This window comes from Microbacterium sp. (assembly GCF_017305435.1).
Classification (GTDB): domain Bacteria; phylum Actinomycetota; class Actinomycetes; order Actinomycetales; family Microbacteriaceae; genus Microbacterium.
Window position 1 is genome coordinate 320,738 of sequence record NZ_JAFKIP010000004.1, and the last position, 24,429, is coordinate 345,166.

Here is a 24,429-nt window from a genome sequence, read left to right on the forward strand (position 1 = left end):
GCTTGCCATCCCAGGAGCAGAGAGGAGGGGAATGGACGGTGCGGGCCTCGATCGCATCGCATCGCGCCCAAGTGTGAGCATCCGCATCGGCGTGCTCATGCCTCGGTGGTCGTCGCGTGCGGCGCGAGGATGATGATCGCGGCGCCCAGGAGCGCGACGGCGGATCCGACGTAGTCCCAGACGGTCGGGCGGAAGCCGTCGACGACGATGCCCCACGCGAGCGAACCTGCGACGAAGACGCCGCCGTATGCGGCGAGGACGCGGCCGAAGTGCGCGTCTGGCTGGAAGGCGGCGATGAAGCCGTAGGCGCCCAGCGCGATGACGCCGAGCGCGGCGAACAGCCAGCCGCGGTTCTCCCGCACCGACTGCCAGATCAGCCACGCGCCGCCGATCTCAGCGACGGCGGCGAGGGCGAAGAGGGTGACGATGCGCAGCGTGGTCATGTATGCCAGTCTGCCGAACCCGTGTTTCCGCGTCGTGACGGGCCATGCGAGGAGAGGCGCGCGAATGAAAAGACCCCCGCCGAGGCGCGGGATGTGGTGGGCGATACCAGACTCGAACTGATGACCTCTTCCGTGTGAAGGAAGCGCGCTACCAACTGCGCCAATCGCCCGTGATCCGTGAGGACCGAGATCCGATGCTACCGGATGCCGGGCGCCCCGCCCAATCGACGCGCGTGACACGCGCGGGGGCGCACCGGTTTTGCGCTCGCGCGATCGTCGGCTAAAGTCATTCAAGTGCTCAGGGGAACCGGAGTGCGAATGCGGATGTAGCGCAGTTGGTAGCGCATCACCTTGCCAAGGTGAGGGTCGCGAGTTCGAGTCTCGTCATCCGCTCGAGTGCGGGGATCTCTTTTCGAAGGGGTCACTCCACGTGGGTCGAACCCCACACGGTGGCGTGGCCGAGCGGCTAGGCACCGGCCTGCAAAGCCGTTTACACGGGTTCGAATCCCGTCGCCACCTCGCCTCATAACTGAATAGCCTGTTTAGGCGCGATTGGCGCAGCGGTAGCGCGCTTCCCTGACACGGAAGAGGTCACTGGTTCGATCCCAGTATCGCGCACTCCTCAAAACCCCTGATGATTCAGGGGTTTTTTGCGTTTCCAGGACAATGATCCGCCGGCTGTGCCGTCCACGTGCGATTCCGGGGCTTCTCAAAGGAACACCCGCCAAGATGGGAGCGGCGCTGCGCGTGCATCGCTTCATCGACCAGGGGGAGAGGCCAATGGCATCCGAGGAGTTCGCCGGTCCTATCGACTACATCGTGTTCGCACTCGACGAGGGCGCTGACCTCAGCGCGGGTCTCGCCGCGATTCTCGAACGCGTCGACCAGGGCATCGTCGAGATCCTAGACATCGAGCTGATCGCGCGCGACGTGGACGGCCACCCCATGCGCCGCCATCTGGAGTCGACGGACTTCGACGGCGCGGAGAGTGACATCCTGGACGACGAGGATCTCGCCGGCATCGCGGATGCCCTCGGGGAGGGGCAGGTCGCTCTCGCGATCGTCTACGAGGACCGCTCACTCGCCTCGGCGGCCGCGGCCTTCCGCGCGCTCGGCGGAATGGAGCTCTTCTCCGGCGGGATCGCGGTCGACGACCTCGAGCGGAACCTCGATCGCGCCACCGCGGCGACGGCCTGATCGCCCGCACCTCTTCTCGCCCGCCTCGTCACGATTGAGATACAGACCATGAGCCTTCTCCGCACCGCCGCCCGCGCCCACGTCGCCACGCGCGTCATCGGGAGCACCCATCGCCGTCAGCAGCAGCGCTGGGCTGCGCAAGATGCCGCAGCCGCACAGACCGCACACGCCGCACCCCCGGCGACGCCCGCCCCGTCGGCAGAACCCGTTCCCGCACCCGCTCAGGGCTCGATGCTCGACCAGCTCGCGCAGCTCGGTCAGCTGCGCGACGCCGGCGTGCTGACGGCGCAGGAGTTCGAGACCCAGAAGCAGCGCATCCTCGCGGCAGGCTGAGACGCGCCGCGAGGGCTAGGCTCACGGCATGGCTCAGCTCGTACTCACCGTCGTCGGCGACGATCGCGCCGGACTCGTCTCCGCCCTCGCCGAGCGGGTCTCCGCCGCAGGTGCGAACTGGGAGCAGAGCGAGCTCGCAGAACTCGCCGGCGCGTTCGCCGGCATCGTGCTCGTGAGCGTGCCCGACGACCGTGTCGCCGAGCTCACCGCCTCCCTGCGGTCCCTCGACGGTCTGTTGAACGTCGCGGTGCACAGCGGGAGCGCCGTCGAGGGACGTCAGAGCGAACAAGCGCGCACCCTCGAGATCACCGTCCTCGGCAACGACCGCCCCGGGATCGTGCGCGATGTCACTTCGGCCATCGCCGCGCACGCGCTCTCGATCGACACGTTCCGCAGTCGCACCCTCGAGGCGCCTATGGCGGGTGGAACGCTGTTCGAGGCGACAGCTGGCATCCAGCTTCCGCACGATGCGGATGCCACCCAGATCGCCCGAGCGCTGGAAGCCCTCGCCGGCGAGATCCAGGTCGATCTCACGATCGCGTGATGACCGGCGACGCGACGGACGGTGACGAGGTCGGTCGCCTCGCCTCCGCGATCAGAGCGGACCTGCGCGCACACGCCGATCCGCTGCGCGCCCCGGGCCAGCAGGCGTACATGAAGTCCGCGATGCCCTTCCTCGGCGTGAGCGTGCCCGTCGCACGGCGGATCGCTCGCACGCACGCGCGTCACGTGCGGCCCGAGGTCCTGCGGCGGACGGCGGGTGTGCTGTGGGATGAGGCATCCCAGAGGGAGGAACGGTACGCCGCGCTGGCGCTCCTCGGCCTCGACGGGCTGCGAGGCGACCCGGAGACGGTTCCGCTCATCGAGCACATGGTGACGACGGGCCGCTGGTGGGACATCACCGACGAGCTCGCCCATCGGGTCGCGGACCTGCTCGACGCCGATCCGCTCCCGGCCGCCGCGCTCGTCCGCGCCTGGAGCGTGGACAACGACCTCTGGCTCCGCCGGCTCGCGATCATCTCCCAGCTCGGGCGGCGCGACGACCTCGATCGCGACCTCCTCACGGATGTCGTCGAGCAGAATGTGGACGATCCCGAGTTCTTCATCCGGAAGGCGATCGGCTGGGCTCTGCGCGACGCCGCCCGTGCGCACCCGGACTGGGTGCGCGAATTCGTCGCCACGCACACGCTCAGCCCCCTGAGCGTGCGGGAGGCGACCAAGCACCTGTGATCGGCGCGGCCCGTATCAGCGGAGCGCGAGCGGAACCACGGCGGCGGCCACGATGACGGGCGCGGCGACGAGTCCGGCCAGCACGTACCGGCCCCACGGCACCTCGATGTCGAGCGCGCGGAGCCGTTCGTGCCACAGCAGGGTCGCCAAGGACGCCCACGGGCTCACGAGGGGACCGGCGCCGACGCCGATGAGCAGAGCGGCGAGGCGCACGGGCGAATCGGCGACGGATTCGAGCGCCAGGTATGCGGGGAGGTTGTTGACGACGTTCGCCGCGACCGCGCCGACACCCGCGAGCCGCCACAGCTCGAGGAGGCCGTCACCGGTGCCGGTGGCGGCGCTGAGGAGGGCCGGCAGCCCCCAGGCCTCGAGCGCGCCGACGGCGAGGAAGAGTCCCGAGGCGAAGACGACGAGCTGCCAGGGCAGGAGCGCGAATCGAAGGAATCGGGGCGAGCGCCATGCGAACACGAGGGCGAGGGCGACGGCCGCGCCGACGGCCGGAATCCAGGGCGGGATGCCGCTGACGAGGAGCGGCAGCATCACGACGAGGACTCCCGCCGCCCACCGCAGGAGGACCGGGTCGCTCACGCGGGGCGCCCGGGCCACGGTGAAGCGGCCACGCAGGGCACGGCGATGCCAGATCCACAGCAGGGCGACCGTCACCACGACCGCGACCACCGCGGACGGGCCGAGCAGGGCGAGGAACGCTCCGGCACCGCCCCCGAGCCGATGGTCGGCGAGGAGGTTCGTGAGGTTGGACACCGGGAGGAAGAGGGATGCCGCGTTCGCGAGCCAGACCGTCGCGAACGCGAACGGAAGCGGCGGCAACCGGTTCGACCGCGCGACGGCGACGACGACGGGGGTGAGAAGGACAGCCGTCGTGTCGAGGGAGAGGAACGCCGTCACCACGACGGCGAACACGACGATCGAGAGCCACAGCACGACGACGCGGCCGCGCGACAGACGCGCGAGACGCGCGGCCACGAGATCGAACACGCCCGCGTGGGCCGCGAGCTCGGCGACGACGGTGACCGCCACCACGAACAGCAGGATCGGCCAGACGCGGTCGGCGATCGCGAGCGCGTCGGCGCCCGGGAGCACACCGAAGACGACGGCGCCGCCTCCGAACAGCAGCAGCGTCGCTCCGATCACGGCCTGCATCACGGCATCCATCATGGACCGTGCCGCGGCGATAGACTGGCGATATGGGACAGAGCCGGATGATCGATGTCGCGTCCCGTATGCGAACGTCGGGCACGCGGACGCCCGGTGCACGAACGATCCGGGCCTGAGCGGGCGGGGCGCGGCAGCGCCCGAAGCTGAGCATCCCATCCGATCCATCCTCTGGAGACCCTCCCTTGACTGACGTCTCACCCGCGGCGGACGTGACCTACCCCGCCGACGGCTTCACCCTGTTCCCCGACCGCTCCGTCATCGCACTGCGCGTGAACGGCGACCTCAAGGACCTCGCGACGCTCGTCGCGGAAGGCGACACGGTCGAGCCCGTCACGGTGTCGAGCCCCGATGGACTCGCGATCCTGCGGCACTCGACGGCACATGTGCTCGCCCAGGCCGTCCAACGCATCCGGCCGCAGGCGAACCTCGGCATCGGCCCGCCCATCACCGACGGCTTCTACTACGACTTCGGCGTCGCCGACCCCTTCACACCGGAAGACCTCAAGGCGATCAAGAAGGAGATGGAGCGGATCGTCCGCGAGAACCAGCGGTTCGTCCGTCGGGTCGTCACGGAGGACGAGGCGCGCGCCGAGATGGCGGACGAGCCGTTCAAGCTCGAGCTCATCGACCTCGCGGGCGGCCCGGGTTCGGGCGCGAACGCCGCCGAGGGTGCGTCGGCCGAGATCGGCGCGGGCGAGCTGACGGTCTACGACAACGTCACCCGTGACGGCGAGACCGCGTGGCGCGACCTGTGCCGCGGCCCGCACGTGCCGTCGACGCGCCTGGTCGGCAACGGCTGGGATCTCACCCGCATCGCCGGCGCCTATTGGCGCGGCAGTGAGAAGAACCCGCAGCTGCAGCGCATCTACGGCACCGCATGGCCGACGAAGGACGAACTGCGCGCGTACCAGCAGCGTCTCGAGAAGGCCGCCAAGCGCGACCATCGCAAGCTCGGCAAGGAGCTCGACCTGTTCTCGTTCCCCGACGAGATCGGGTCGGGACTCAGCGTCTGGCATCCCAAGGGCGGCATCGTCCGCGGCGAGATGGAGCAGCACGCGCGTCGCCGTCACATCGCGGGCGGCTACACCTACGTGTACACGCCGCACATCTCGAAGGAGGATCTCTTCCTCACGTCGAACCACCTCGTGACGTACAAGGAGGGCATGTTCCCCCCGATCGTCATGGACGAGGAACGGGATGCCGAAGGCAACGTCACGAAGCAGGGTCAGGACTACTACCTGAAGCCCATGAACTGCCCGATGCACATCCTCATCTACAAGGAGCGCGCGCGCAGCTACCGGGATCTGCCCATGCGGCTCGCAGAGAACGGCACGGTGTACCGCAACGAGCTCTCCGGAGCTCTGCACGGCCTGACCCGCGTCCGCGGCTTCACGCAGGACGACTCGCACCTGTTCGTCACCGAGGATCAGCTCGAGACCGAAGCGACCCGTGTGCTGGAATTCGTCATCTCGATGCTGCGCGACTTCGGACTCGACGACTTCGAGCTCGAGCTCTCGATGCGCGACGACGAGAAGAGCAAGTGGATCGGCTCGGACGAGTTCTGGGAGTACTCGACCAACGCCCTCCGCAACGTCGCCGTGGCATCTGGCCTCAAGCTCACCGAGGTTCCCGGCGAGGCGGCGTTCTACGGGCCGAAGATCGACCTGAAGACCCGCGACGCGATCGGACGCACGTGGCAGCTGTCGACCGTGCAGGTCGACCCGAACCTGCCTGAGCGTTTCGGTCTGGAGTACACCGGTCCCGACGGCGAGAAGCACCGGCCGATCATGATCCACCGGGCGCTGTTCGGTTCGATCGAGCGCTTCTTCGCGATCCTGCTCGAGCACTACGCGGGCGCGTTCCCGGTGTGGCTCGCGCCGGTGCAGGTCGTCGGGATCCCGGTCGCAGACGACTTCGCGCCGTACCTCGACGACATCGTGGAGCGCCTGCGCGCGCGCGGAGTGCGTGCCGAAGTCGACCACTCCGCCGATCGGATGCCGAAGAAGATCCGCACCCACACGACGCAGAAGGTGCCCCTGCAGCTCATCGCGGGGGAGCAGGACCGCTCCGCCGGCACGGTGTCGTTCCGCTTCCGCGACGGGTCGCAGACCAACGGCATCCCCGTCGACGAGGCGATCGAGAAGATCGTCGGAGCGATCGCGGCGCACGCCCTCGTCAACACCGCGGAGGATCTCGCGTGACCGACCGGGACGCCCGCGACACGCCCTGCCCCGACCTCGAGCAGGCGGCCGAGTTCGCGGGCGTCCCGGACGGCTTCCAGCGGCTGTGGACGCCGCATCGCATGGCGTACATCAACACGGGCGCGGATGCGCTCCGGGGGACCGGATGCCCCTTCTGCGCGGCGCCGCAGAAGTCAGATGCCGACGGACTGATCGTGTACCGGGGTGTCACGTCGTACGCGTTGCTGAACCTGTTCCCGTACAATTCCGGGCACCTCCTCGTCTGCCCGTACCGTCACATCGCGACGTACGACCAGGCAAGCGCCGAGGAGGTCGCCGAGATCGGCGCGATCACCCAGACCGCGATGCGGGTGCTGCGCCAGGTGAGCAACTGTGACGGCTTCAACATCGGCATGAACCAGGGCGCCGTCGCCGGTGCCGGCGTCGACGAGCATCTGCACCAGCACATCGTGCCGCGGTGGGGGAGCGACGCGAACTTCTTCCCGATCATCGCGCGGACGAAGGCCCTGCCACAGCTGCTCGGCGAGGTGCGCGAAGCCGTGGCATCCGCCTGGCCCGCCTGACCCCCCCCGCGCGCCGCCCTCTCCGACCGTGAGACCGCACTGGCGCGCCGAGACAGCTGCCCCCGGCTGCAGTCTCGGGGCAGCACTGCGGTCTCGCGGGTGGGAGAGGGGGCGTCAGCGCACGCGAGTGACGGGGAACTGCTCGCGCGGGTGGGCGTAGAACTCCTGCGCCTCGACAAGCTGCAGCTCGCGCTGCCCCGAGTCGTAGGTGAGCTGCAGCAGGTCGTAGACGCTCGAGACCGTCTTGGACAGTGCGGATGCCGCATCGCCCGACGCGCGGTAGTGCGCCGTGAACAGGGCCGCCGTGACGTCGCCCGACCCGTTCGCCTTCATCGGGATGTGCGGGGTCTGCACCATCCACGCCCCGTCGTCGTCGACGGCGAGCATCTCGATCGTCTCGCGGCCGTCGTCCAGCGTGGGGCGGTCGGGGCGCTCGACGCTCGTGACGAGCACCGTCCGCGGTCCCATCGCCCGTGCGGCGTCCGCCGAGGCGAGCGTCGAGTGGAGATCGCCGGGCTCCGTGTCGGTGAGAAAGCCCAGCTCGAACTGGTTCGGCGTGATGATGTCGGCGTGCGGGACGACGCGTTCGCGAAGCAGGATCGGGATCGCCGGGGCGACGAAGCATCCGCTCTTGGCGTTCCCCATGACGGGGTCGCACGAGTACACGGCATCCGGGTTCGCCGACTTCACCCGCGCGACGGCGTCCAGGATCACGTCGCCGATGCCGTCGCTGCCCTGATATCCCGAGAGGACGACGTCGATCTCGCCGAGCACGCCGCGCTCCTCGATACCGGTGATGACGTCGCGGACGTCGTCCGGCGAGATGAGCGGTCCACGCCACGCGCCGTACCCGGTGTGGTTCGAGAAGTTCACGGTGTACACGGGGAGCACTTCGACGCCGATGCGCTGCAGGGGGAAGACGGCGGCCGAGTTGCCGACGTGACCGTAGGCGACGGCGGACTGGATCGAGAGGATCTTCATCGGGATCATCCTGCTTTCGTGAGGGTGGCCGCGCGGACGGCGTCGGCCAGGTCGGATGCCAGACGCTCGAGATCGGCGTCGGTGAGATCGTGCACCGTGAGGCGCAGGTGATGGGCGGCGGCGGGATCGCTCAGGACGAACTCGTCGCCCGGGCGGGCGAGCCACCCACGGCGCATGAGCTGTTCCGAGACGGCGCGGGCGGGGGCAGTGAGGGGGACCCACAGGCTCAGGCCGTCGCGCGCGACGGTCGGAACCCCCGCTGCGGTCAGCGCCGCCGCAGCAAAGGCGTTCCGTAGCGAGTAGTGCTCGGCGGCGGCCGCGACCGCCGCGCGGGCGTGCGGATCGGTGAGCAGCTCGAGCCCCAGTCGCTGCAGCAGGTGGCTGACCCACTGCGAACCCGGATTGAGGCGGCGGGCGAGACGTTCGGCCGTGTCGGGGTCGGAGGCGGTGACGGCGAGGCACATGTCCGGGCCGAGGAACTTCGACACCGACCGGATGAGCGCCCAGCGCTGGTGATCGGGTCCGATGACCGAGTGGAAGGGCTGTGACGACAGGAGCGAGAAGTGATCGTCCTCGATCACGAGCACGTAGGGGTGGTCGGCCAGCACCGCGCGGAGCTCTGCGGCGCGCCGCGCGCTGAGGCTCGCGCCCGTCGGGTTCTGCGCGCGCGGCGTGCACACGACCGCTCGCGCCCCGGCATCCAGTGCGGCCTCGAGCCCCGCGACCGTCATTCCCTCCGCGTCGACGGGCACCGGAATCGGACGGTATCCGCCGAGACGCACGGTATTGAGACTCGCGAGGAAGCAGGGGTCCTCGAGCGCGACGGCGTCGTCGCGGGTGAGCGTCTGCGCGAGGAGGCGCTCGATCGCGTCGGAGGCGCCGCCGGTGACGGTGAGGCGCAGCGGGCGCTCGTCGGCGACCGCCTCGCGCATCCACGCGGTCGCCCACTCCGCGAGGTCGGGGTCGATGACGGGCTCTCCGTAGAGGACGGGCCGAGACGCGATGCGGCCGAGGGCGGCGCCCGCGTCGGGGATGAGCGCGGCGTCGGGGTTGCCCGTGCCGAGGTCACGCAGAACCGTGCCGCGGGCGAACCCCTCCTGGGCGACGAGGGTGCGTGCCGCCACGCGTGTGCCCGCGCGTCCGCGTGCCTCGACGAGGCCGGCCTGGGTGAGATGACGGTAGGCGGCGACGACGGTGTTGCGGTTGACCTGCAGCTCGTCCGCGAGCGCACGCACCGGGGGCAGCGCGTCGCCGGGTGCGAGCTCGGCGCGCTCGATCTGCTGCCGCACGCTGTCGGCGATCTCGGTCGCCGTGGCGCCGATGATGAGCATTCATCCCCCCTCGTCGGCGTCCATCCTATGTGACAGGTCATGCTACGTTTTGGCCTAGGTCAAATGCTGGCCTTGTGTTCTGATCAGTCCCCGTCGGCAAGGAGCCCCGCGATGTCCACGTCCACCACCGGATCCTCCCGCGTCAAGCGCGGCCTCGCCGAGATGCTCAAGGGCGGCGTCATCATGGACGTCGTCACGCCCGACCAGGCGAAGATCGCCGAGGATGCCGGTGCCGTCGCGGTCATGGCGCTCGAGCGCGTGCCCGCGGACATCCGCGCGCAGGGCGGCGTGTCGCGCATGAGCGACCCGGACATGATCGACGGGATCATCGACGCCGTCTCGATCCCCGTCATGGCCAAGGCGCGCATCGGCCACTTCGTCGAGGCGCAGGTGCTGCAGGAGCTCGGCGTCGACTACATCGACGAGTCCGAGGTCCTCTCGCCCGCCGACTACGTCAACCACATCGACAAGTGGAGCTTCACCGTGCCGTTCGTGTGCGGTGCGACGAACCTCGGCGAGGCGCTGCGCCGTATCACCGAAGGGGCCGCGATGATCCGCTCGAAGGGCGAGGCCGGCACGGGCGATGTCTCCGAGGCGATGAAGCACATCCGCAAGATCCGCGGGGAGGTCGCGGCTCTCGCCGCGCTTCCGAAGGACGAGCTCTTCGTCGCGGCGAAGGAGCTCCAGGCTCCGTACGGGCTCGTCGCCGAAATCGCCGAGACGGGAACTCTGCCGGTCGTCATGTTCGTGGCAGGCGGCGTCGCGACGCCGGCGGATGCCGCGATGATGATGCAGCTGGGTGCGGACGGGGTGTTCGTCGGCTCCGGCATCTTCAAGAGCGGCAACCCCGCCGCGCGCGCCGCGGCGATCGTGAAGGCGACGACCTTCTTCGACGACGCGAAGGTCATCGCGGAGGTCTCGCGCGGACTCGGTGAGGCGATGGTCGGCATCAACGTCACCGATCTGCCCGCCCCGCACCGCCTCGCCGAGCGCGGCTGGTGACCCTCGTCGTCGGATCGGTGGGGCGGATGGATACTCGTGCGCGCCGCGAGGCGGCTTCACCCCCACGGCTCCGACGTCCGGCGCGACCACCGCGGGCCGCGGCATGAACCGGGTGGGTGTCCTCGCCCTGCAGGGCGACGTGCGCGAGCATGCGCGGATGCTGACGGCGCTCGGCGCGCAGGTCACGCTCGTGCGGCGGCCCGATGAGCTGGCCTCGGTGCGGGGCCTCGTGCTGCCGGGCGGCGAGTCGAGCGTCATCGACAAGCTCGCGCGAGCGTTCGGGCTGCAGCAGCCGATCCGTCGCGCCATCGCCGCCGGCATGCCCGTCTACGGCACCTGCGCGGGTCTCATCCTGCTCGCCGAGCGCGTCGTCGACGGCATCGCCGGCCAGGAGAGCTTCGGCGGTCTCGATGTGACGGTGCAGCGCAACGCCTTCGGCGGTCAGGTGGAGTCGTTCGAGACCGAGCTGACCGTCGAGGGCTTCGACAGCCCGACCCACGCGACATTCATCCGGGCGCCCCGGGTCGTCGAGGTCGGCCCTGCCGCCCGCCCGATCGCGGCGCTCCCGGACGGAACGGTCGTCGCCGTGCGGCAGGAGCACCTGCTCGGTACCGCCTTCCACCCGGAGGTGACGGGGGAGCCACGGTTCCATGAGCTCTTCCTCGACGCCGTCCGCTCGGCATAGGCCGCTCGTGTCGGTGCCAGGCTGTAGCGTGCTGGCATGACGACCTGGGTAGCGCTCCTCCGCGGAGTGAACGTCGGCGGCATCACGATCCGGAGCGCCGACCTCGGGGCGCTCTTCCGCGACCTCGGCTTCGACGGCGTGAGAACCGTGCTCGCGAGCGGGAACGTGCGGTTCGAGGCGGATGCCGAGGCATCCGCCCGCGCGGAGCTGAAGACCCGGATCGAGGCGGGTCTGCGCGAGCGCTTCGGCTACGAGGCCTGGATCGTCCTCGTGACGCTCGACGAGCTGCAGCAAGCGATCGACGACTTCCCGTTCGATGCGACCGATGCCGCGCGGCAGCCCTACGTCGTGTTCACGAGCGACGACGCCGTCCGCGACGAGCTCGTCGCGGCGATCACGGATCTCGACTTGGGCATCGACCCGGCCCGAGCCGGCATCGCTGTCGTCTACTGGCACCCCGCGAAGGGCTCCTCGACCGATACTCCGTACGCCAAGCTGCTCGCGAAGGCGCGGTTCGCGGCATCCACGACGACCCGCAACCTCCGCACCCTCGCGAAGATCACGGGCTGATCACCGTAAACTGGCCTGTATGTCCGGACACTCCAAATGGGCCACGACCAAGCACAAGAAGGCCGTCATCGACTCGCGCCGTGCCAAGTCGTGGGCGAAGCTCATCAAGAACATCGAAGTCGCCGCGAAGCTCGGCGGCCCCGACCTGCAGGGCAACCCGACCCTCTTCGACGCCGTTCTGAAGGCGAAGAAGACCTCTGTCCCGAAGGACAACATCGACCGCGCGATCAAGCGCGGGGCGGGCATCGGCGGCGAGTCGGTCGAGTACACCTCCATCATGTATGAGGGCTACGGCCCGAACGGCGTCGCCCTCCTGATCGAGTGTCTGACCGACAACAAGAACCGCGCCGCCGCAGAGGTGCGTACGGCGCTCTCGCGCAACGGCGGCACGCTGGCCGATCCGGGTTCGGTCGCGTACAACTTCAGCCGCAAGGGCGTCATCGTCGTCTCGGGCGAGGGGACGACCGAGGACGACGTCATGATGGCGGCGCTCGAGGCGGGGGCTGAGGAGATCGAGCCGCACGCCGACGGGTTCGAGGTCGTCACAGAGGCATCCGATCTCGTCGCCGTCCGTTCGGCGCTCGTGGATGCGGGCATCGAGTACGACTCCGCCGACGTCGAGTTCGTGCCGAACCTCAAGGTCGAGATCGACGCCGACACGGCGCGCAAGATCTTCCGGCTGATCGACGCGCTGGAAGACAGCGACGACGTCCAGAACGTCTTCAGCAACTTCGACCTGTCCGCCGACGTCCAGGCGGAGCTCGAAGAGGACGACTGACCCGCACCGCGTTTCGCAGCGCGGGTCCGCCGGGTCGGGCCCCTAGCGTGGAACGGTGACATCCGCTCTCCGCGTCCTCGGCATCGACCCCGGCCTCACCCGCTGCGGTGTCGGCGTCGTCGATGTGCGGGCGGACCGGGCGGCCTCGCTCGTGCACGTCGGAGTGATCCGGTCGGACACCGACCTGCCGATCGGGGAACGTCTCGCCGTCATCGCGGCAGGCCTGCGCGCCGTCCTCGCCGAGCACCGTCCCCATGTCGTCGCGGTCGAGCGCGTGTTCGCCCAGCAGAACCGCGCGACCGTGATGGGTACGGCTCAGGCCAGCGGCGTCGCCCTGCTCCTCGCCGCCGAGCACGGGCTGCCGGCGGCGACGCACACGCCGTCCGAGGTGAAGGCCGCCATCACCGGTTACGGGTCGGCTGAGAAGCTGCAGGTGCAGACGATGGTCGCGCGGGTCCTGCGCCTCGACGCGCTCCCTCAGCCGGCGGATGCCGCGGATGCGCTCGCGATCGCGCTGTGCCACGCCTGGCGACGCGGCGCACCGCAGGCGGGCGCGGCCGCAGACGGGGCGCTGACGCCGGCGCAGCGCGCGTGGGCGCAGGCGGAGAAGGCGGCGGCGCGCCGCTGATCCGGCCCGGCGCGTGGCGTGGATCCGCGCCGATGCGTGTCGCTCGAACAAACGTCCGAAGCCGCCCGTAGGGTGGGGACATGATCTCCTCCCTCCGCGGTGTCGTGCTGCATTCGGACGCCGACTCGGTGATCGTCGAGGTCGGCGGCGTGGGGTTCTCCGTCGCGGTACCCGTCGATGTCGCGCGCGGTCTGCGCGCGGGCGACGACACGTTGCTGCACACGAATCTCGTCGTGCGCGAGGACGCCCTGTCGCTGTTCGGGTTCGCCGCACGCGACGAGCTCGACACGTTCACCCTGCTCCTCAGCGTCTCAGGCGTCGGGCCGAAGTCTGCCCTCGGAGTCCTGTCGGCGCTGAGCGTCGCGCAGATCGCCGAGGCGGTCGCGAACGAGGACGACGCCCCGTTCCGCCGCGTGTCGGGGATCGGGCCGAAGACGGCGAAGCTGATCGTCGTCCAACTCGCCGGCAAGCTCCATGCTCCGGTCTCGCTCACCGCGGGCGCTGCGCCCGGCGTCGCGCCCGCCGCCGTCAGTGCGAAGGTGGTCGCCGCCCTCATCGCCCTCGGCTGGAGCGAACGCGTGAGCACCGAGACGGTGCACGAGATCGCCGGGACGGCGGCGGCATCCGATCTCGGCTCCGTGCCCGCCCTGCTGAAGCTCGCGCTCGCGCAGCTCGGCCCGAGCAGGACGGAGCGGACGAGTGTCTGACGATCCAGCCCGAGATCCGGGATTCGTCGAGGACGAGACGGAGCTCGCCGTCGAAGGCGCCCTGCGTCCGACGTCGCTCGCCGAATTCGTCGGGCAGCAGAAGGTGCGCGGTCAGCTCCAGCTGCTGCTGGATGCCGCGAGGATCCAGCAGCGTCCCCCCGACCACATCCTGCTGTCGGGCCCGCCCGGGCTCGGCAAGACGACGCTCGCGATGATCGTCGCCCACGAGAGCGAGCGGCCGCTGCGACTCTCCAGCGGACCGGCGATCCAGCACGCGGGCGACCTCGCCGCGCTCCTGTCGAGCCTCGTCCCCGGCGAAGTGCTGTTCATCGACGAGATCCATCGCATGGCGCGGTCCGCGGAGGAGATGCTGTACCTCGCCATGGAGGACTTCCGCATCGACATCATGGTCGGGAAGGGCGCGGGCGCGACGAGCATCCCGCTCGACCTCGCCCCGTTCACGCTCGTCGGCGCGACGACGCGGTCGGGACTGCTCCCGAACCCGCTTCGCGATCGCTTCGGCTTCACGGCGCACCTGGAGTACTACGAGCCGGAGGAACTGGAGCGCGTCGTCGCGCGGTCGGCGGGCTTCCTCGGTGTCGACGTCCCAGCCGCCGCCCGTGACGAGATCTCACGGCGCTCGCGCGGCACACCGCGCATCGCCAACCGACTGCTGCGGCGGGTGCGTGACTACGTCATCGTGCACGGGGCGGGGGAGAGCGCGACCGAGGCGGACGTGTCGGCCGCGCTCGAGCTCTACGACGTGGACGCGATCGGTCTCGACCGCCTCGATCGTGCGGTGCTGGATGCCGTCGTGCGTCGCTTCCGCGGCGGCCCGGTCGGCCTCTCCACGCTGGCCGTGACGGTCGGCGAGGAAGCCGAGACGATCGAATCGGTCGTCGAGCCGTATCTCGTCCGGATCGGATTCCTCGGTCGCACGCCGCGGGGGCGCGTCGCGACGCCGGAGGCGTATGCGCATCTGCGCGTGCCCCAGCCGGGGGAGCCCGCGATCTTCGATGACCTATAATCTCTGAAGGTCGGTTCCTGAGCCTGTCGAAGGCCTGCCGCGCTTCTTCGCGCATCTCGCGCGCACCCGAAAGGTCGTACCCATGGATTGGATCCTGCTCGTCGCGATGGCGGCGCTGCTCATCTTCATGTTCTGGAGCTCGCGTCGTCGCGCTGCCCGCATGAAGGCCGAGCAGGAGGCGAAGGCACGGGCCATGCTCCCCGGCGTCAAGGTGCTGCTGCAGGGCGGTCTCTACGGCACACTCGTCCAGTACGACGGCGATGATCTGTCGAAGGCTGCGCGCGTAGAGCTGGCCCCGGGCGTCGAGGTCGAGGTGCACAGCCAGGCGATCCTCCGCGTCGTCGACGAGGAAGAGGGCACCGTCACCGAGGACGAGTTCATCGAGGCCGAATCCGACGCGGCCGAGTACGTCGCGGACGTCGCCGACGGCGAGATCACGTCGATCAGCGACGATGCGCAGAACGCTCACGCCGCCGCCGAGAAGAAGGTCGCCGAGAAGAACATCGCCGACGGCACCGAGCCCGGCGACAAGCCGCAGGCCTGATACACCGCTTCCCACCACCGCTGCGCGGTATCGACGAAGAAAGCTGACCCTCCGTGGCCACACCCACCCCTGTGCGTCATGCCTGGCGCGCACTGACCGGCCTGCTCGCGATCGTCGTGGTGCTCTTCGGCGTCAACGCGCTCGGCGTCTACGCGTTCGGCAAGAGCTCGTGGACGCCCGAGCTCGCCCTCGACCTGCAGGGCGGCACGCAGATCATCCTCTCGGCCAAGACGCCCGACGGCGCGGCGCCCACGACGGAACAGATGAACCAGGCGGCCGCGATCATCCGGCAGCGCGTCGATGCCTCGGGCGTCGGTGAGACCGACATCACGACCCAGGCCGGCAACCAGATCGTCGTGCAGATCCCCGGTCCCGCCGACGACGAGACCCGCGACCGCATCGCGGCATCCGCCCAGATGCAGCTGCGCGCCGTGCTGTACACGACCGCGGCATCCACGTCCTACGTCGGGGAGGACGGCAACCAGACGCCGTACCCGACGCCGGACCCGAGCCTCGTCGCGACGCCCACCGCGTCGCCGACGAACGGCAGCGACCTCAACTGGGTGACCCCGGCGCTGCAGGCGCAGTTCCTCGCGTACGACTGCAGCAACCCCGCGAACGACCCGGCGAACGCTCCGAAGGATCAGCCGGTCATCGCGTGCGACCCGGCAGGCACAGCGAAGTACATCCTCGGCCCCGTCGAGCTCGACGGCTCATCGATCACGGATGCCACCGCGGGCATGAACACGCAGAACGGCCAGTGGGTCGTCAACGTCGTGTTCGACGCGGACGGTGCGAAAACGTTCGGCGAGGTCAGCCAGCGCCTCTACGCGTTCACGCAGGCGGGCCAGACACCGCAGAACCAGTTCGCGTTCGTGCTCGACGGCGCCGTCATCTCCGCCCCGTCGATGAACGGCGTGATCCTCGACGGCAAGCCGCAGATCTCCGGCTCGTTCACGCAGGAGAGCTCCAAGACGCTCGCGGACCAGCTGAAGTACGGCGCACTGCCGCTCAGCTTCGAGGTGCAGAGCACCAACTCGATCTCGGCGACGCTCGGCTCTCAGCAGCTCCAGATCGGCCTCATCGCGGGCCTCATCGGTCTCGCGCTCGTCGCGCTGTACTCGTTGATCGTCTATCGCGCGCTCGGCTTCGTCATCATCGCGTCGCTCGCGGTCATGGGCATCCTGACCTACATCACGCTGTGCATCCTCGCGTGGCGCATGGGCTTCCGCCTGTCGCTCGCCGGTGTCGCAGGCCTGATCGTGACGATCGGCTTCACAGCCGACTCGTTCATCGTGTACTTCGAGCGCATCCGCGACGAGCTGCGCGACGGCAAGTCGATCACGGGCGCCGTCGAGGACGGCTGGGGCCGCGCGAAGCGCACGATCTACATCTCGAAGTCGATCAACATCCTCGCGGCCGTCGTGCTCTACATCCTCGCGGATGCCACGGTGAAGGGCTTCGCCTTCACCCTCGGGCTCACGACGCTGATTGACATCCTGATCTTCATCCTGTTCACCCATCCCGTGATGCAGCTGCTCGCGCGAACACGATTCTTCGGCGGGGGCCATCCTCTGTCCGGCCTCGATCCCGAGGCCCTCGGCGCGGTCTACCGCGGCCGCGCGCAGTTCCGCGCTCCGGTCGCCGAGACCGCCCAGGGCGGCGCCGCACGACGCGCGAAGCGCTCGCGTGGTGAGGCCGAGCGCCGCCAGACGATCGCGGAGCGCAAGCAGGCGGAGCTCTCGAGTAGCCGCTCGACGACGGAGGGGGACGACTGATGCGCTCCATGAACCAGCTCGGCAACGACCTCTACACCGGAAAGACCTCGTTCCCGTTCGTCGGGCGCCGACGTCTGTGGTTCATCATCGCGGCGATCCTCGTGATCGGCGCGGCGCTCGTGCCGCTGTTCCGCCCGATCCAGTTCTCGATCGAGTTCACCGGCGGTTCGCAGTTCACGGTGAGCGGCATCAGTGCGCCCGACCAGGCCCTCGCGACGAGCGCTGTGCAGTCGGTGGTGCCCGGCACCACGACGAAGGTCACGACGATCGGCGCCGCCGACGGCGAACAGTCCATCCGCGTGCAGACCGATCAGATGACCGACGAGGAGACCCGCGCGGTCTCCGCCGCCCTCGCCGAGGCGTACAGCGTGTCGGCGGACGAGGTGAGCTCGTCGTTCATCGGCCCCAGCTGGGGTCAGGACGTGACACGCCAGTCGCTGTGGGGCCTCGCGATCTTCCTCGCGCTCACGTTCATCATCCTCGCGGTGTACTTCCGCACCTGGAAGATGTCCGTTGCGGCCATCGTCGGGCTCGTGGACGTGCTCGTGGTGACGGTCGGCGTCTATGCGCTGTTCGGCTTCGAGATCTCGCCCGCGGCCGTCATCGGCTTCCTGACGATCCTCTCCTACTCGCTCTATGACACGACGGTCGTCTTCGACAAGATCCGCGAGAACACGCGAGAGGACGGCGAGGGATCGGGGCGCACGTTCGGCGAATCGGTGAACCTCGCGGTGAACCAGACGCTGATCCGCTCGATCAACACGACGGTCGTGGCGGCGATTCCGACGGGGGCGATCCTCTTCATCGGCGCGCTCTGGCTCGGCGCGCAGACGCTTACGGACATCTCGCTGTCGATCTTCGTCGGAACGATCGTCGCGGCCTACTCGACGCTGTTCGTCGCCGCTCCGCTGTTCTCGCTCCTGCGCGAGAACGAGCCGGCCATCAAGGCTCGCGATGCCCGTGCCCTTGCAGCGCGCGAGCGGGCCGCCGTGGCGGCGTGACCTGCGCATAGTGAGCGCATAGCCAGCGCTTCACCGACGCATGATCAGTGGGCACCTGCCCCGGGCGTAGGATTGTGGGATTGCTTCGAGCGGAGGTGAGCGGATGACCGAGACGGTGCCCGCCGCCGCCCCTGGAGCGACACCGCCGCCGCAGAGTTCCTCTCTGCGGCGGCTCGTTCCGCGCATCTTCTCCCGCGCCCCATCGCGCGACGGCGTGGAACCGCTGATCCGCACGGTCCGCACGCATCACCCCAAGGGCGACACGTCGATCATCGAGCGGGCCTATCAGGTCGCAGCACGCGCCCACGCGACGCAGAAGCGCCAGAGCGGCGAGCCGTACATCACGCACCCGCTGGCGGTCGCACAGATCCTCGCCGATCTGGGGCTGGGTCCGCGTGCGATCGCGGCGGCGCTGCTGCACGACACCGTCGAGGACACCGACTACAGCCTCGATCAGCTGACCGCCGACTTCGGCGACGAGGTCGCGATGCTCGTCGACGGCGTCACGAAGCTCGACAAGGTCAAGTACGGGGATGCCGCGCAGGCCGAGACCGTGCGGAAGATGATCGTCGCGATGTCGAAGGACATCCGCGTCCTCCTCATCAAGCTCGCCGACCGCCTCCACAACGCCCGCACCTGGGGGTTCGTCCCTCCGGAGAAGGCGGCGAAGAAGGCCACCGAGACCCTGGAGATCTACGCTCCGCTCGCGCATCGCCTCGGCATCCAGGCGGTCAAGAGCGAACTGGAGGATCTCTCCTTCGCGGTCATGCACCCCAAGCTCTACGCCGAGATCGATTCCCTCGTCAAGCAGCGCACTCCGCAGCGCGAGGAGTACGTGCACACCGTCATCGATGCCGTCGAATCCGATCTGCGCGAGCTCCGCATCCGCGGACGGGTCATGGGGCGTCCCAAGCAGCTGTACTCGGTGTACCAGAAGATGGTCGTGCGCGGGCGCGAGTTCGACGACATCTACGACCTCATCGGCATCCGCGTCCTCGTCGGGACGGTGCGCGACTGCTACGCGGTGCTGGGCTCGATCCACGCGCGCTGGACGCCCATCCCCGGGCGATTCAAGGACTACATCGCGACGCCGAAGTTCAACCTCTACCAGTCGCTGCACACCACGGTGATCGGACCGGGCGGCCGGACCGTCGAGATCCAGATCCGCACGAACGAGATGCACCAGCAGGCCGAGTACGGCGTCGCGGCGCACTGGAAGTACAAGGAGCGGATGGCGGGGAAGACCCCCGACGCGAAGTCCGTCGACGCCGATATGGCGTGGCTCGCGCACATCTCCGACTGGCAGGCCGAGACTGCCGATCCGGGCGAGTTCCTCGACTCCCTGCGCTTCGAGATCGGCGCGAAGGAGGTCTACGTCTTCACCCCCAAGGGGCGCGTGATCGGCCTCCCGGCGGGGGGGACCCCCGTGGACTTCGCCTACGCGGTGCACACCGAGGTCGGCCACCGCACGATGGGTGCGAAGGTCAACGGACGCCTCGTGCCGCTCGAGACCCCGCTGGGCTCGGGTGACGTCGTCGAGGTGTTCACGTCCAAGAACCCCGATGCCGGCCCCAGCCAGGACTGGCTGACCTTCGTCAAGTCCACGCGCGCGCGCAGCAAGATCCGCGGCTGGTTCACGAAGGAGCGTCGCGAGGAGGCCGTCGAGCAGGGCAAGGATGCCATCGCGCGGGCGATGCGCCGGCAGAACCTGCCGCTGCAGCGCCTGATGAATCAGGACTCGTTCACCGAGGTCGCCCATCAGCTCCGCTACGAGGATGTGACAGCGCTCTACGCCGCCGTCGGTGAAGGACACGTCTCCACGCAGTCGGTCATCGAGAAGGTGACCGCGCTCGTGAGCTCGGAGGAGGATACCTCCACGGGCCCCATCGAGATCCCGCACGTCGGGCGCTCGCGCGCGCCTCGCGGGGGCGACTCCGGCGTCCTCGTGCGCGGCGCGCCGGACATCCTCGTGAAGCTCGCGAAGTGCTGCACCCCCGTTCCCGGCGACGAGATCGTCGGCTTCGTGACGCGGGGCAGCGGCGTGTCGGTGCACCGCGCAGACTGCACCAACGTGAAGTCGCTCCTCGGCGATCCGGAGCGCATGATCGAGGTGTCCTGGGCGCCGACGACGAAGAGCGTCTTCCTCGTACAGATCCAAGTCGAGGCGCTCGACCGCTCGGGGCTGCTCAGCGACATCACGCGTGTGCTGAGCGAGCACCACGTCAACATCCTCTCGGCGTCGGTGCAGACGACGAACGACCGGCTGGCGCTCAGCCGCTACGTCTTCGAGATGGGCGACATCGTGCATCTGGATCGTGTGCTCAACGCGGTGCGTCGCATCGACGCCGTGTACGACGTCTACCGGGTCACCTCGTCCTGATCCCGACCCCGTCCGGGGGAGACCCGGACCGGGCGCGACGGCGTAGCTCGGTCATGGCGGGGCGCTTGAAGCGCAATCCGCGTGTTCGCGTGAGGACCTCGAGCGCATCCGTCGCGAGGCCCGGGTGAGCGGCGAGCATCGCGTCGATCGCCCTGTCGACATCCTCGCCGTCCGGGCGCAGCCGGACGAGGTCGGCGAGGGTGCGTGCGGGGGTCGAGACCCAGACGCCGCCGATGCACTCGAGGTCGTCGCTCGACACGGGCTGCTCCCGGCACACGAGCCTCAGATCGACGGGAGGGCTGCCGCGGGCTCCTCCCGCACGGCGCTGCACGGTGTGCCGCGTCGGCGGCTCGGCGAGCGCGCCGTGCACCCATGCGGCACTCTGCCGAATCACCGCAAGTGCGTCCGACACGTACGCCGTGAGCGAGGCGGCACGCAGTTCGCGCGTCTCGACGGCGTCGGCCGGCATATAGGCGTCGCCGATCTCGACGAGGTCGCCGTCGAGACGCGCGGAGGCGAGTTCCGCGATCGAGAGGCGATCGCCGGCGAAGTAGAGGAAGGGCGACGGCATGTCCGGCATCGTGTCATGCGAGCCCGACGACGGAGGGCCGGTTCCGCACATCTGTGGATGGATGCGCGGAACCGGCCCTCTGTGGACAGCGGGATGTCGCTCAGCCGCCGAGGGCCTTGAGCCACCCCTTGCGTGCTTCGAGAGCGTCGGTCGCGCGCGCGATCGCCCCCTTGTCCTTCGACGCCTTCGCCTTCTCGAGGTCGGCCTCGAGGCCCGCGATCGCGTCACGGAGCTGGCTCGTCATATCGTTCTGACGGGCCTTCGTCTCCGGGTTGTTCGCCTTCCAGTCGGCATCCTCCCGCGACTTCAGACCCTGCTCGATCTTGCGGAGCTCGTCATCGAGCGAGCGCTCGGCCTCGCGGGGGAAGATCCGACCGATCTCATCCCACTGGCGCTGGATGCCGGTGAGCAGAGCCCGCGCCTTGGCGTTGTCCTTCTCCTTCGGCACCGCTGCCGCCTCGACGAGCAGCGCGCGTTTCGCCTCGATCTTCTCTTTCGACGCCTCGGCATCGGCCTGCTCACGGCCCGCGCGCGCGGCGTACAGGGCGTCGCCGGCCGCTTTGAAGCGCGCCCACAGCGCGTCGTCGGCCTTCTTGCCCGCACGACCGGAGGTCTTCCACTGGTCGAGGAGCGAGCGGTAGTCGCCGATGGCGTCCTCTCCGCGAGAGACGAGGGCTTCGGCGCGATCGACGAGACGCGCCTTGGTGTCACGCGCCGACTTGTGCTGTTCGTCGAGGCCGGCGTAGAACTCACGACGGTGCTTGTCGAGCGTGGCGCGCGCGTCGCGGAAACGCTTCCAGAGCTGCTGACCGGTGTTCTTGGGGAGGCGCGGGCCGGTCGTCTGGTGGCTCTGCCACTGCTCGAACAGCGCGGTGACCTCTTGCGAGGTCTGCTTCCACTGGATCGACTTCGGATCGCGGGCGGCGATCGCCTCGATGCTCTCGACGAGCGCCGTGCGCTCGGCGATCGCCGCGTCGACGGCCGCGCGCTGGGCCTGCGCCTCTTCCGCGGATGCCTCGGAGAGGGTCGCGTCGAGGGCGTCGAGCCGCGCCACGAGGGCGGCGAGATCGCCGACGGCGGCCGCGCCCACGATGCGCTCACGGACGGTGGCCGACGTCGAGCGCAGGTCGGATGCCGACGCGCCTCCCGAGCGGTGACGCGTCTCGAGGAGCGTCACCTCACCGGCGAGATCGGCGTACTTGCGCTCGAAGTAGGCGAGAGCCTCGGCGGGCGTCCCGTCGGGGTACTGTCCGACGACGCGCCACTCGTCGCCCTCGCGCACGGAGACGGTGCCGTCGTCCTCGACACGTCCGAACGGCTCGGCGGACACCGACGGAGCTGGCGCGACCGCGGGACGGGTCGCGGGCGGCCGCGGCACCGGGATGCGCGCAGGCGTGGGAACGGGAGCGGGCGTCGGGACCTCGGGGGTCTCGTCGGCCGGGGTTTCGGTGGCGTCAGTCACGGATAGCACCTCGTCGCGGCGCACGCCGCATGGGGGTTTCGGTCGGCTCACAGCCTATACGGCACGCGCCGCCGACTGGTGGGAGGGGTCAGGGCGCCGTCGGCGTCGGCGTGGGCGCCGGGTCCTCCGGCGTGGAGGAGCTCGTGGGCTGAGGCGCCCCCGGGATCGTCGGTGCGACCGTCGGGGTCGCCGTCGGCGTCGGGGACGGCAGCGGGGCGCCCGGGCCCGTCGTGAAGTAGAGCACCTGCCCGCCGATGATGGCGAGGATGAGGATGCCGCCGGCGAGGCCGGCGACGAGGTTGTCGCGCCGCCTCCGGGCCGTCAGGCCGTCGTGGAACTCCTGGCGCGCGCGGTACAGCCGCGTGCGCTCCTTCGCCTCGCGCGATTGCTTCTTGCCTGCACCCGTCGCCACGGGAACCTCCCTCAGATCCCGATGAGCCGGGCCGTAGGCATCCTAACCGGTGGCGCCGCGGCGGCCGGTGCGGGGCGCGCCCCGGTGTCGCAGGCGACGACTAGCCTGGACGGATGTCCTCGGCATCCGCTCTCTTCCAGGGTCAGACCCCGTTGGCGGTCCGGATGCGGCCGACCTCTCTCGATGAGGTCGCCGGGCAGTCGCACCTGCTCCGCCCGGGCTCGCCGCTCGTCGCCCTCGCCGACTCCGCACAGGGAGCGGCCGGCGCGGTCTCGGTGATCCTGTGGGGCCCGCCGGGAACCGGCAAGACGACCCTCGCGCAGGCGATCGCACGGACGTCCGGGCGTCGATTCGTGGAGCTCTCCGCGGTGACGGCGGGGGTCAAGGACGTCCGCGAGGTCATGCAGGACGCGCTCGACCAGCGCGATCTGTACGGCGCCTCGACGATCCTCTTCCTCGATGAGATCCATCGCTTCACGAAGGCGCAGCAGGACGCGCTGCTGCCGGGGGTGGAGAACGGCTGGGTGATCCTCATCGCGGCGACGACCGAGAACCCGTCGTTCTCCGTCATCTCGCCGCTGCTGTCGCGCTCGCTGCTGCTGACGCTGAAGACCCTCACCGACGACGACCTCGCGATGCTCCTCGAGCGCGCGGTCGCGGACCCGCGCGGACTCGACGGCGCCATCGAGCTCTCGCCGGAGGCGCGCACCGCGCTCGTCCAACTCGCCTCCGGCGACGCGCGGCGCGCCCTCACCTCGCTCGAAGCCGCGGCGGCCGTCGCGGGCGACGCCGGCGCCATCACCGCCGATCACGTCGCGCAGGCGGTCGACCGCGCGCTGCTGCGCTACGACCGCCAAGGCGACGAGCACTACGACGTCATCAGTGCGTTCATCAAGTCCATCCGCGGGTCCGACGTGGATGCCGCGATGCACTACCTCGCGCGCATGATCGAAGCGGGGGAGGACCCGCGCTTCATCGCGCGCCGACTCGTCATCTCGGCATCCGAGGACATCGGGCTCGCCGACCCGCAGGCGCTCGTCATCGCGACCGCGGCCGCCGATGCAGTGGCCTTCATCGGCATGCCGGAGGGGCGCATCCCGCTTGCGGAGGCGACGGCGTACCTCGCCACGACGGCGAAGTCGAACGCGGCCTACCTCGCGATCGACCAGGCCATCGCGGATGTGCGCGCCGGCGGCATCGGGCGAGTGCCGATCCATCTCCGGGACGCCCACTACCCGGGCGCGAAGCGACTCGGGCACGGCAAGGGCTACGTGTATCCGCACGACCTCGAGGTCGGCGTCGCGACGCAGCAGTACTTGCCGGACGAGCTGCGCGGGCGCCGCTACTACGAGCCCACCGGGCGCGGCCTCGAGCGCGACATCGCGGCGCGCGTCGAGAAGATCCGGAAGATCCTGGGGGAGTGACACCG

At 69.7% G+C, this 24,429-nt stretch carries 25 protein-coding genes and 4 tRNA genes; 21 read left to right on the forward strand and 8 right to left on the reverse strand.

Features of this window, described 5'->3' with window-relative positions:
* Positions 1–95: 95 nt before the first annotated feature.
* Together J0I43_RS07610 and J0I43_RS07615 are read right to left on the reverse strand one after the other, a co-directional pair.
* On the reverse strand, positions 96–443 hold the full coding sequence (locus tag J0I43_RS07610) for a YnfA family protein (RefSeq protein WP_292861439.1): 348 nt from the start codon (positions 441–443) through the stop codon (positions 96–98).
* A gap of 94 nt (positions 444–537) precedes the next feature.
* Positions 538–613: transfer RNA gene (locus tag J0I43_RS07615), tRNA-Val, on the reverse strand.
* Between the two features lie 150 nt (positions 614–763).
* Here J0I43_RS07615 and J0I43_RS07620 point away from each other — a divergent pair.
* The 7 genes from J0I43_RS07620 to J0I43_RS07650 all read left to right on the forward strand — a co-directional run bounded on the left by J0I43_RS07620 (position 764) and on the right by J0I43_RS07650 (position 3,203).
* Positions 764–836 (forward strand) — tRNA-Gly (locus J0I43_RS07620).
* Between the two features lie 55 nt (positions 837–891).
* A tRNA-Cys gene (locus J0I43_RS07625) sits at positions 892–962 on the forward strand.
* Between the two features lie 27 nt (positions 963–989).
* Positions 990–1,061 (forward strand) — tRNA-Val (locus J0I43_RS07630).
* A 111-nt stretch (positions 1,062–1,172) separates the two neighbouring features.
* Positions 1,173–1,640, forward strand: coding sequence for a hypothetical protein (locus J0I43_RS07635; protein WP_292861442.1), 468 nt, complete (start codon positions 1,173–1,175; stop codon positions 1,638–1,640).
* A gap of 48 nt (positions 1,641–1,688) precedes the next feature.
* Positions 1,689–1,973: an SHOCT domain-containing protein gene (locus J0I43_RS07640; protein WP_292861445.1), complete on the forward strand. Its 285-nt coding sequence runs from the start codon at positions 1,689–1,691 to the stop codon at positions 1,971–1,973.
* Positions 1,974–2,001: 28 nt separating this feature from the next.
* Positions 2,002–2,517 carry an ACT domain-containing protein gene (locus tag J0I43_RS07645; RefSeq protein WP_292861448.1) on the forward strand — a complete coding sequence of 172 codons (516 nt, stop codon included), beginning with the start codon at positions 2,002–2,004 and terminating at the stop codon, positions 2,515–2,517.
* Positions 2,517–3,203, forward strand: coding sequence for a DNA alkylation repair protein (locus J0I43_RS07650; RefSeq protein WP_292861451.1), 687 nt, complete (start codon positions 2,517–2,519; stop codon positions 3,201–3,203). The genes J0I43_RS07645 and J0I43_RS07650 overlap by 1 nt, the downstream gene beginning before the upstream one ends.
* Before the next feature lie 15 nt (positions 3,204–3,218).
* Here J0I43_RS07650 and J0I43_RS07655 read toward each other — a convergent pair whose 3' ends face one another.
* Positions 3,219–4,376, reverse strand: coding sequence for an SLC13 family permease (locus J0I43_RS07655; RefSeq protein ID WP_292861968.1), 1,158 nt, complete (start codon positions 4,374–4,376; stop codon positions 3,219–3,221).
* Positions 4,377–4,561: 185 nt separating this feature from the next.
* On the opposite strand from J0I43_RS07655, the gene thrS reads away from it, so the two are divergent.
* Together thrS and J0I43_RS07665 are read left to right on the forward strand one after the other, a co-directional pair.
* A complete protein-coding gene (thrS, locus tag J0I43_RS07660; RefSeq protein WP_292861454.1) occupies positions 4,562–6,580 on the forward strand; it encodes a threonine--tRNA ligase in 2,019 nt (672 codons plus the stop codon).
* On the forward strand, positions 6,577–7,143 hold the full coding sequence (locus J0I43_RS07665) for an HIT domain-containing protein (protein WP_292861457.1): 567 nt from the start codon (positions 6,577–6,579) through the stop codon (positions 7,141–7,143). The genes thrS and J0I43_RS07665 overlap by 4 nt, the downstream gene beginning before the upstream one ends.
* Before the next feature lie 114 nt (positions 7,144–7,257).
* Here the strand turns inward: J0I43_RS07665 and pdxY are convergent, their stop codons facing one another.
* Both pdxY and J0I43_RS07675 read right to left on the reverse strand, forming a co-directional pair.
* Entirely contained in the window at positions 7,258–8,124 is an 867-nt protein-coding gene (pdxY, locus tag J0I43_RS07670; protein ID WP_292861460.1) for a pyridoxal kinase PdxY, read from the reverse strand.
* Between the two features lie 5 nt (positions 8,125–8,129).
* Positions 8,130–9,455 carry an aminotransferase class I/II-fold pyridoxal phosphate-dependent enzyme gene (locus J0I43_RS07675; protein WP_292861463.1) on the reverse strand — a complete coding sequence of 442 codons (1,326 nt, stop codon included), beginning with the start codon at positions 9,453–9,455 and terminating at the stop codon, positions 8,130–8,132.
* A gap of 111 nt (positions 9,456–9,566) precedes the next feature.
* Here J0I43_RS07675 and pdxS point away from each other — a divergent pair, with 111 nt between their 5' ends.
* The 11 genes from pdxS (at position 9,567) to J0I43_RS07730 (ending at position 20,555) form a co-directional block, all read left to right on the forward strand.
* Positions 9,567–10,457: a pyridoxal 5'-phosphate synthase lyase subunit PdxS gene (pdxS, locus tag J0I43_RS07680; protein WP_292861466.1), complete on the forward strand. Its 891-nt coding sequence runs from the start codon at positions 9,567–9,569 to the stop codon at positions 10,455–10,457.
* 103 nt (positions 10,458–10,560) lie between these two features.
* On the forward strand, positions 10,561–11,142 hold the full coding sequence (gene pdxT / locus J0I43_RS07685; protein WP_292861469.1) for a pyridoxal 5'-phosphate synthase glutaminase subunit PdxT: 582 nt from the start codon (positions 10,561–10,563) through the stop codon (positions 11,140–11,142).
* Between the two features lie 36 nt (positions 11,143–11,178).
* Positions 11,179–11,712 (forward strand): DUF1697 domain-containing protein, encoded by a 534-nt coding sequence (locus J0I43_RS07690; protein ID WP_292861472.1) that lies wholly within the window; start codon positions 11,179–11,181, stop codon positions 11,710–11,712.
* 19 nt (positions 11,713–11,731) lie between these two features.
* A complete protein-coding gene (locus J0I43_RS07695; protein WP_292861475.1) occupies positions 11,732–12,490 on the forward strand; it encodes a YebC/PmpR family DNA-binding transcriptional regulator in 759 nt (252 codons plus the stop codon).
* Positions 12,491–12,545: 55 nt separating this feature from the next.
* Positions 12,546–13,118 (forward strand): crossover junction endodeoxyribonuclease RuvC, encoded by a 573-nt coding sequence (gene ruvC, locus J0I43_RS07700; RefSeq protein WP_292861478.1) that lies wholly within the window; start codon positions 12,546–12,548, stop codon positions 13,116–13,118.
* 80 nt (positions 13,119–13,198) lie between these two features.
* Positions 13,199–13,825 (forward strand): Holliday junction branch migration protein RuvA, encoded by a 627-nt coding sequence (gene ruvA / locus J0I43_RS07705; protein ID WP_292861481.1) that lies wholly within the window; start codon positions 13,199–13,201, stop codon positions 13,823–13,825.
* Positions 13,818–14,852, forward strand: a complete 1,035-nt coding sequence (ruvB, locus tag J0I43_RS07710) for a Holliday junction branch migration DNA helicase RuvB (RefSeq protein ID WP_292861484.1) — start codon at positions 13,818–13,820, stop codon at positions 14,850–14,852. Before ruvA ends, ruvB begins: the two co-directional genes overlap by 8 nt.
* Before the next feature lie 82 nt (positions 14,853–14,934).
* A complete protein-coding gene (gene yajC / locus J0I43_RS07715) occupies positions 14,935–15,396 on the forward strand; it encodes a preprotein translocase subunit YajC (protein WP_292861487.1) in 462 nt (153 codons plus the stop codon).
* Between the two features lie 53 nt (positions 15,397–15,449).
* Positions 15,450–17,174, forward strand: coding sequence for a protein translocase subunit SecD (gene secD / locus J0I43_RS07720; protein ID WP_292861490.1), 1,725 nt, complete (start codon positions 15,450–15,452; stop codon positions 17,172–17,174).
* Positions 17,174–18,175, forward strand: a complete 1,002-nt coding sequence (secF, locus tag J0I43_RS07725; RefSeq protein WP_292861493.1) for a protein translocase subunit SecF — start codon at positions 17,174–17,176, stop codon at positions 18,173–18,175. Before secD ends, secF begins: the two co-directional genes overlap by 1 nt.
* 103 nt (positions 18,176–18,278) lie before the next feature.
* Positions 18,279–20,555: a bifunctional (p)ppGpp synthetase/guanosine-3',5'-bis(diphosphate) 3'-pyrophosphohydrolase gene (locus tag J0I43_RS07730; RefSeq protein ID WP_292861496.1), complete on the forward strand. Its 2,277-nt coding sequence runs from the start codon at positions 18,279–18,281 to the stop codon at positions 20,553–20,555.
* Here J0I43_RS07730 and J0I43_RS07735 read toward each other — a convergent pair.
* The 3 genes from J0I43_RS07735 to J0I43_RS07745 form a co-directional block, all read right to left on the reverse strand.
* On the reverse strand, positions 20,542–21,135 hold the full coding sequence (locus tag J0I43_RS07735) for an SAM-dependent methyltransferase (protein WP_292861498.1): 594 nt from the start codon (positions 21,133–21,135) through the stop codon (positions 20,542–20,544). The genes J0I43_RS07730 and J0I43_RS07735 overlap by 14 nt on opposite strands.
* 91 nt (positions 21,136–21,226) lie before the next feature.
* Entirely contained in the window at positions 21,227–22,504 is a 1,278-nt protein-coding gene (locus tag J0I43_RS07740) for a DUF349 domain-containing protein (protein WP_292861971.1), read from the reverse strand.
* Positions 22,505–22,676: 172 nt separating this feature from the next.
* The gene (locus tag J0I43_RS07745; RefSeq protein WP_292861501.1) at positions 22,677–23,000 is read right to left on the reverse strand and encodes a dioxygenase; all 324 of its coding nucleotides are present in this window, start codon (positions 22,998–23,000) and stop codon (positions 22,677–22,679) included.
* A 113-nt stretch (positions 23,001–23,113) separates the two neighbouring features.
* On the opposite strand from J0I43_RS07745, the gene J0I43_RS07750 reads away from it, so the two are divergent.
* Complete coding sequence (locus tag J0I43_RS07750; RefSeq protein ID WP_292861504.1) at positions 23,114–24,424, forward strand: replication-associated recombination protein A; 1,311 nt, start codon at positions 23,114–23,116, stop codon at positions 24,422–24,424.
* Positions 24,425–24,429 lie beyond the last annotated feature (5 nt).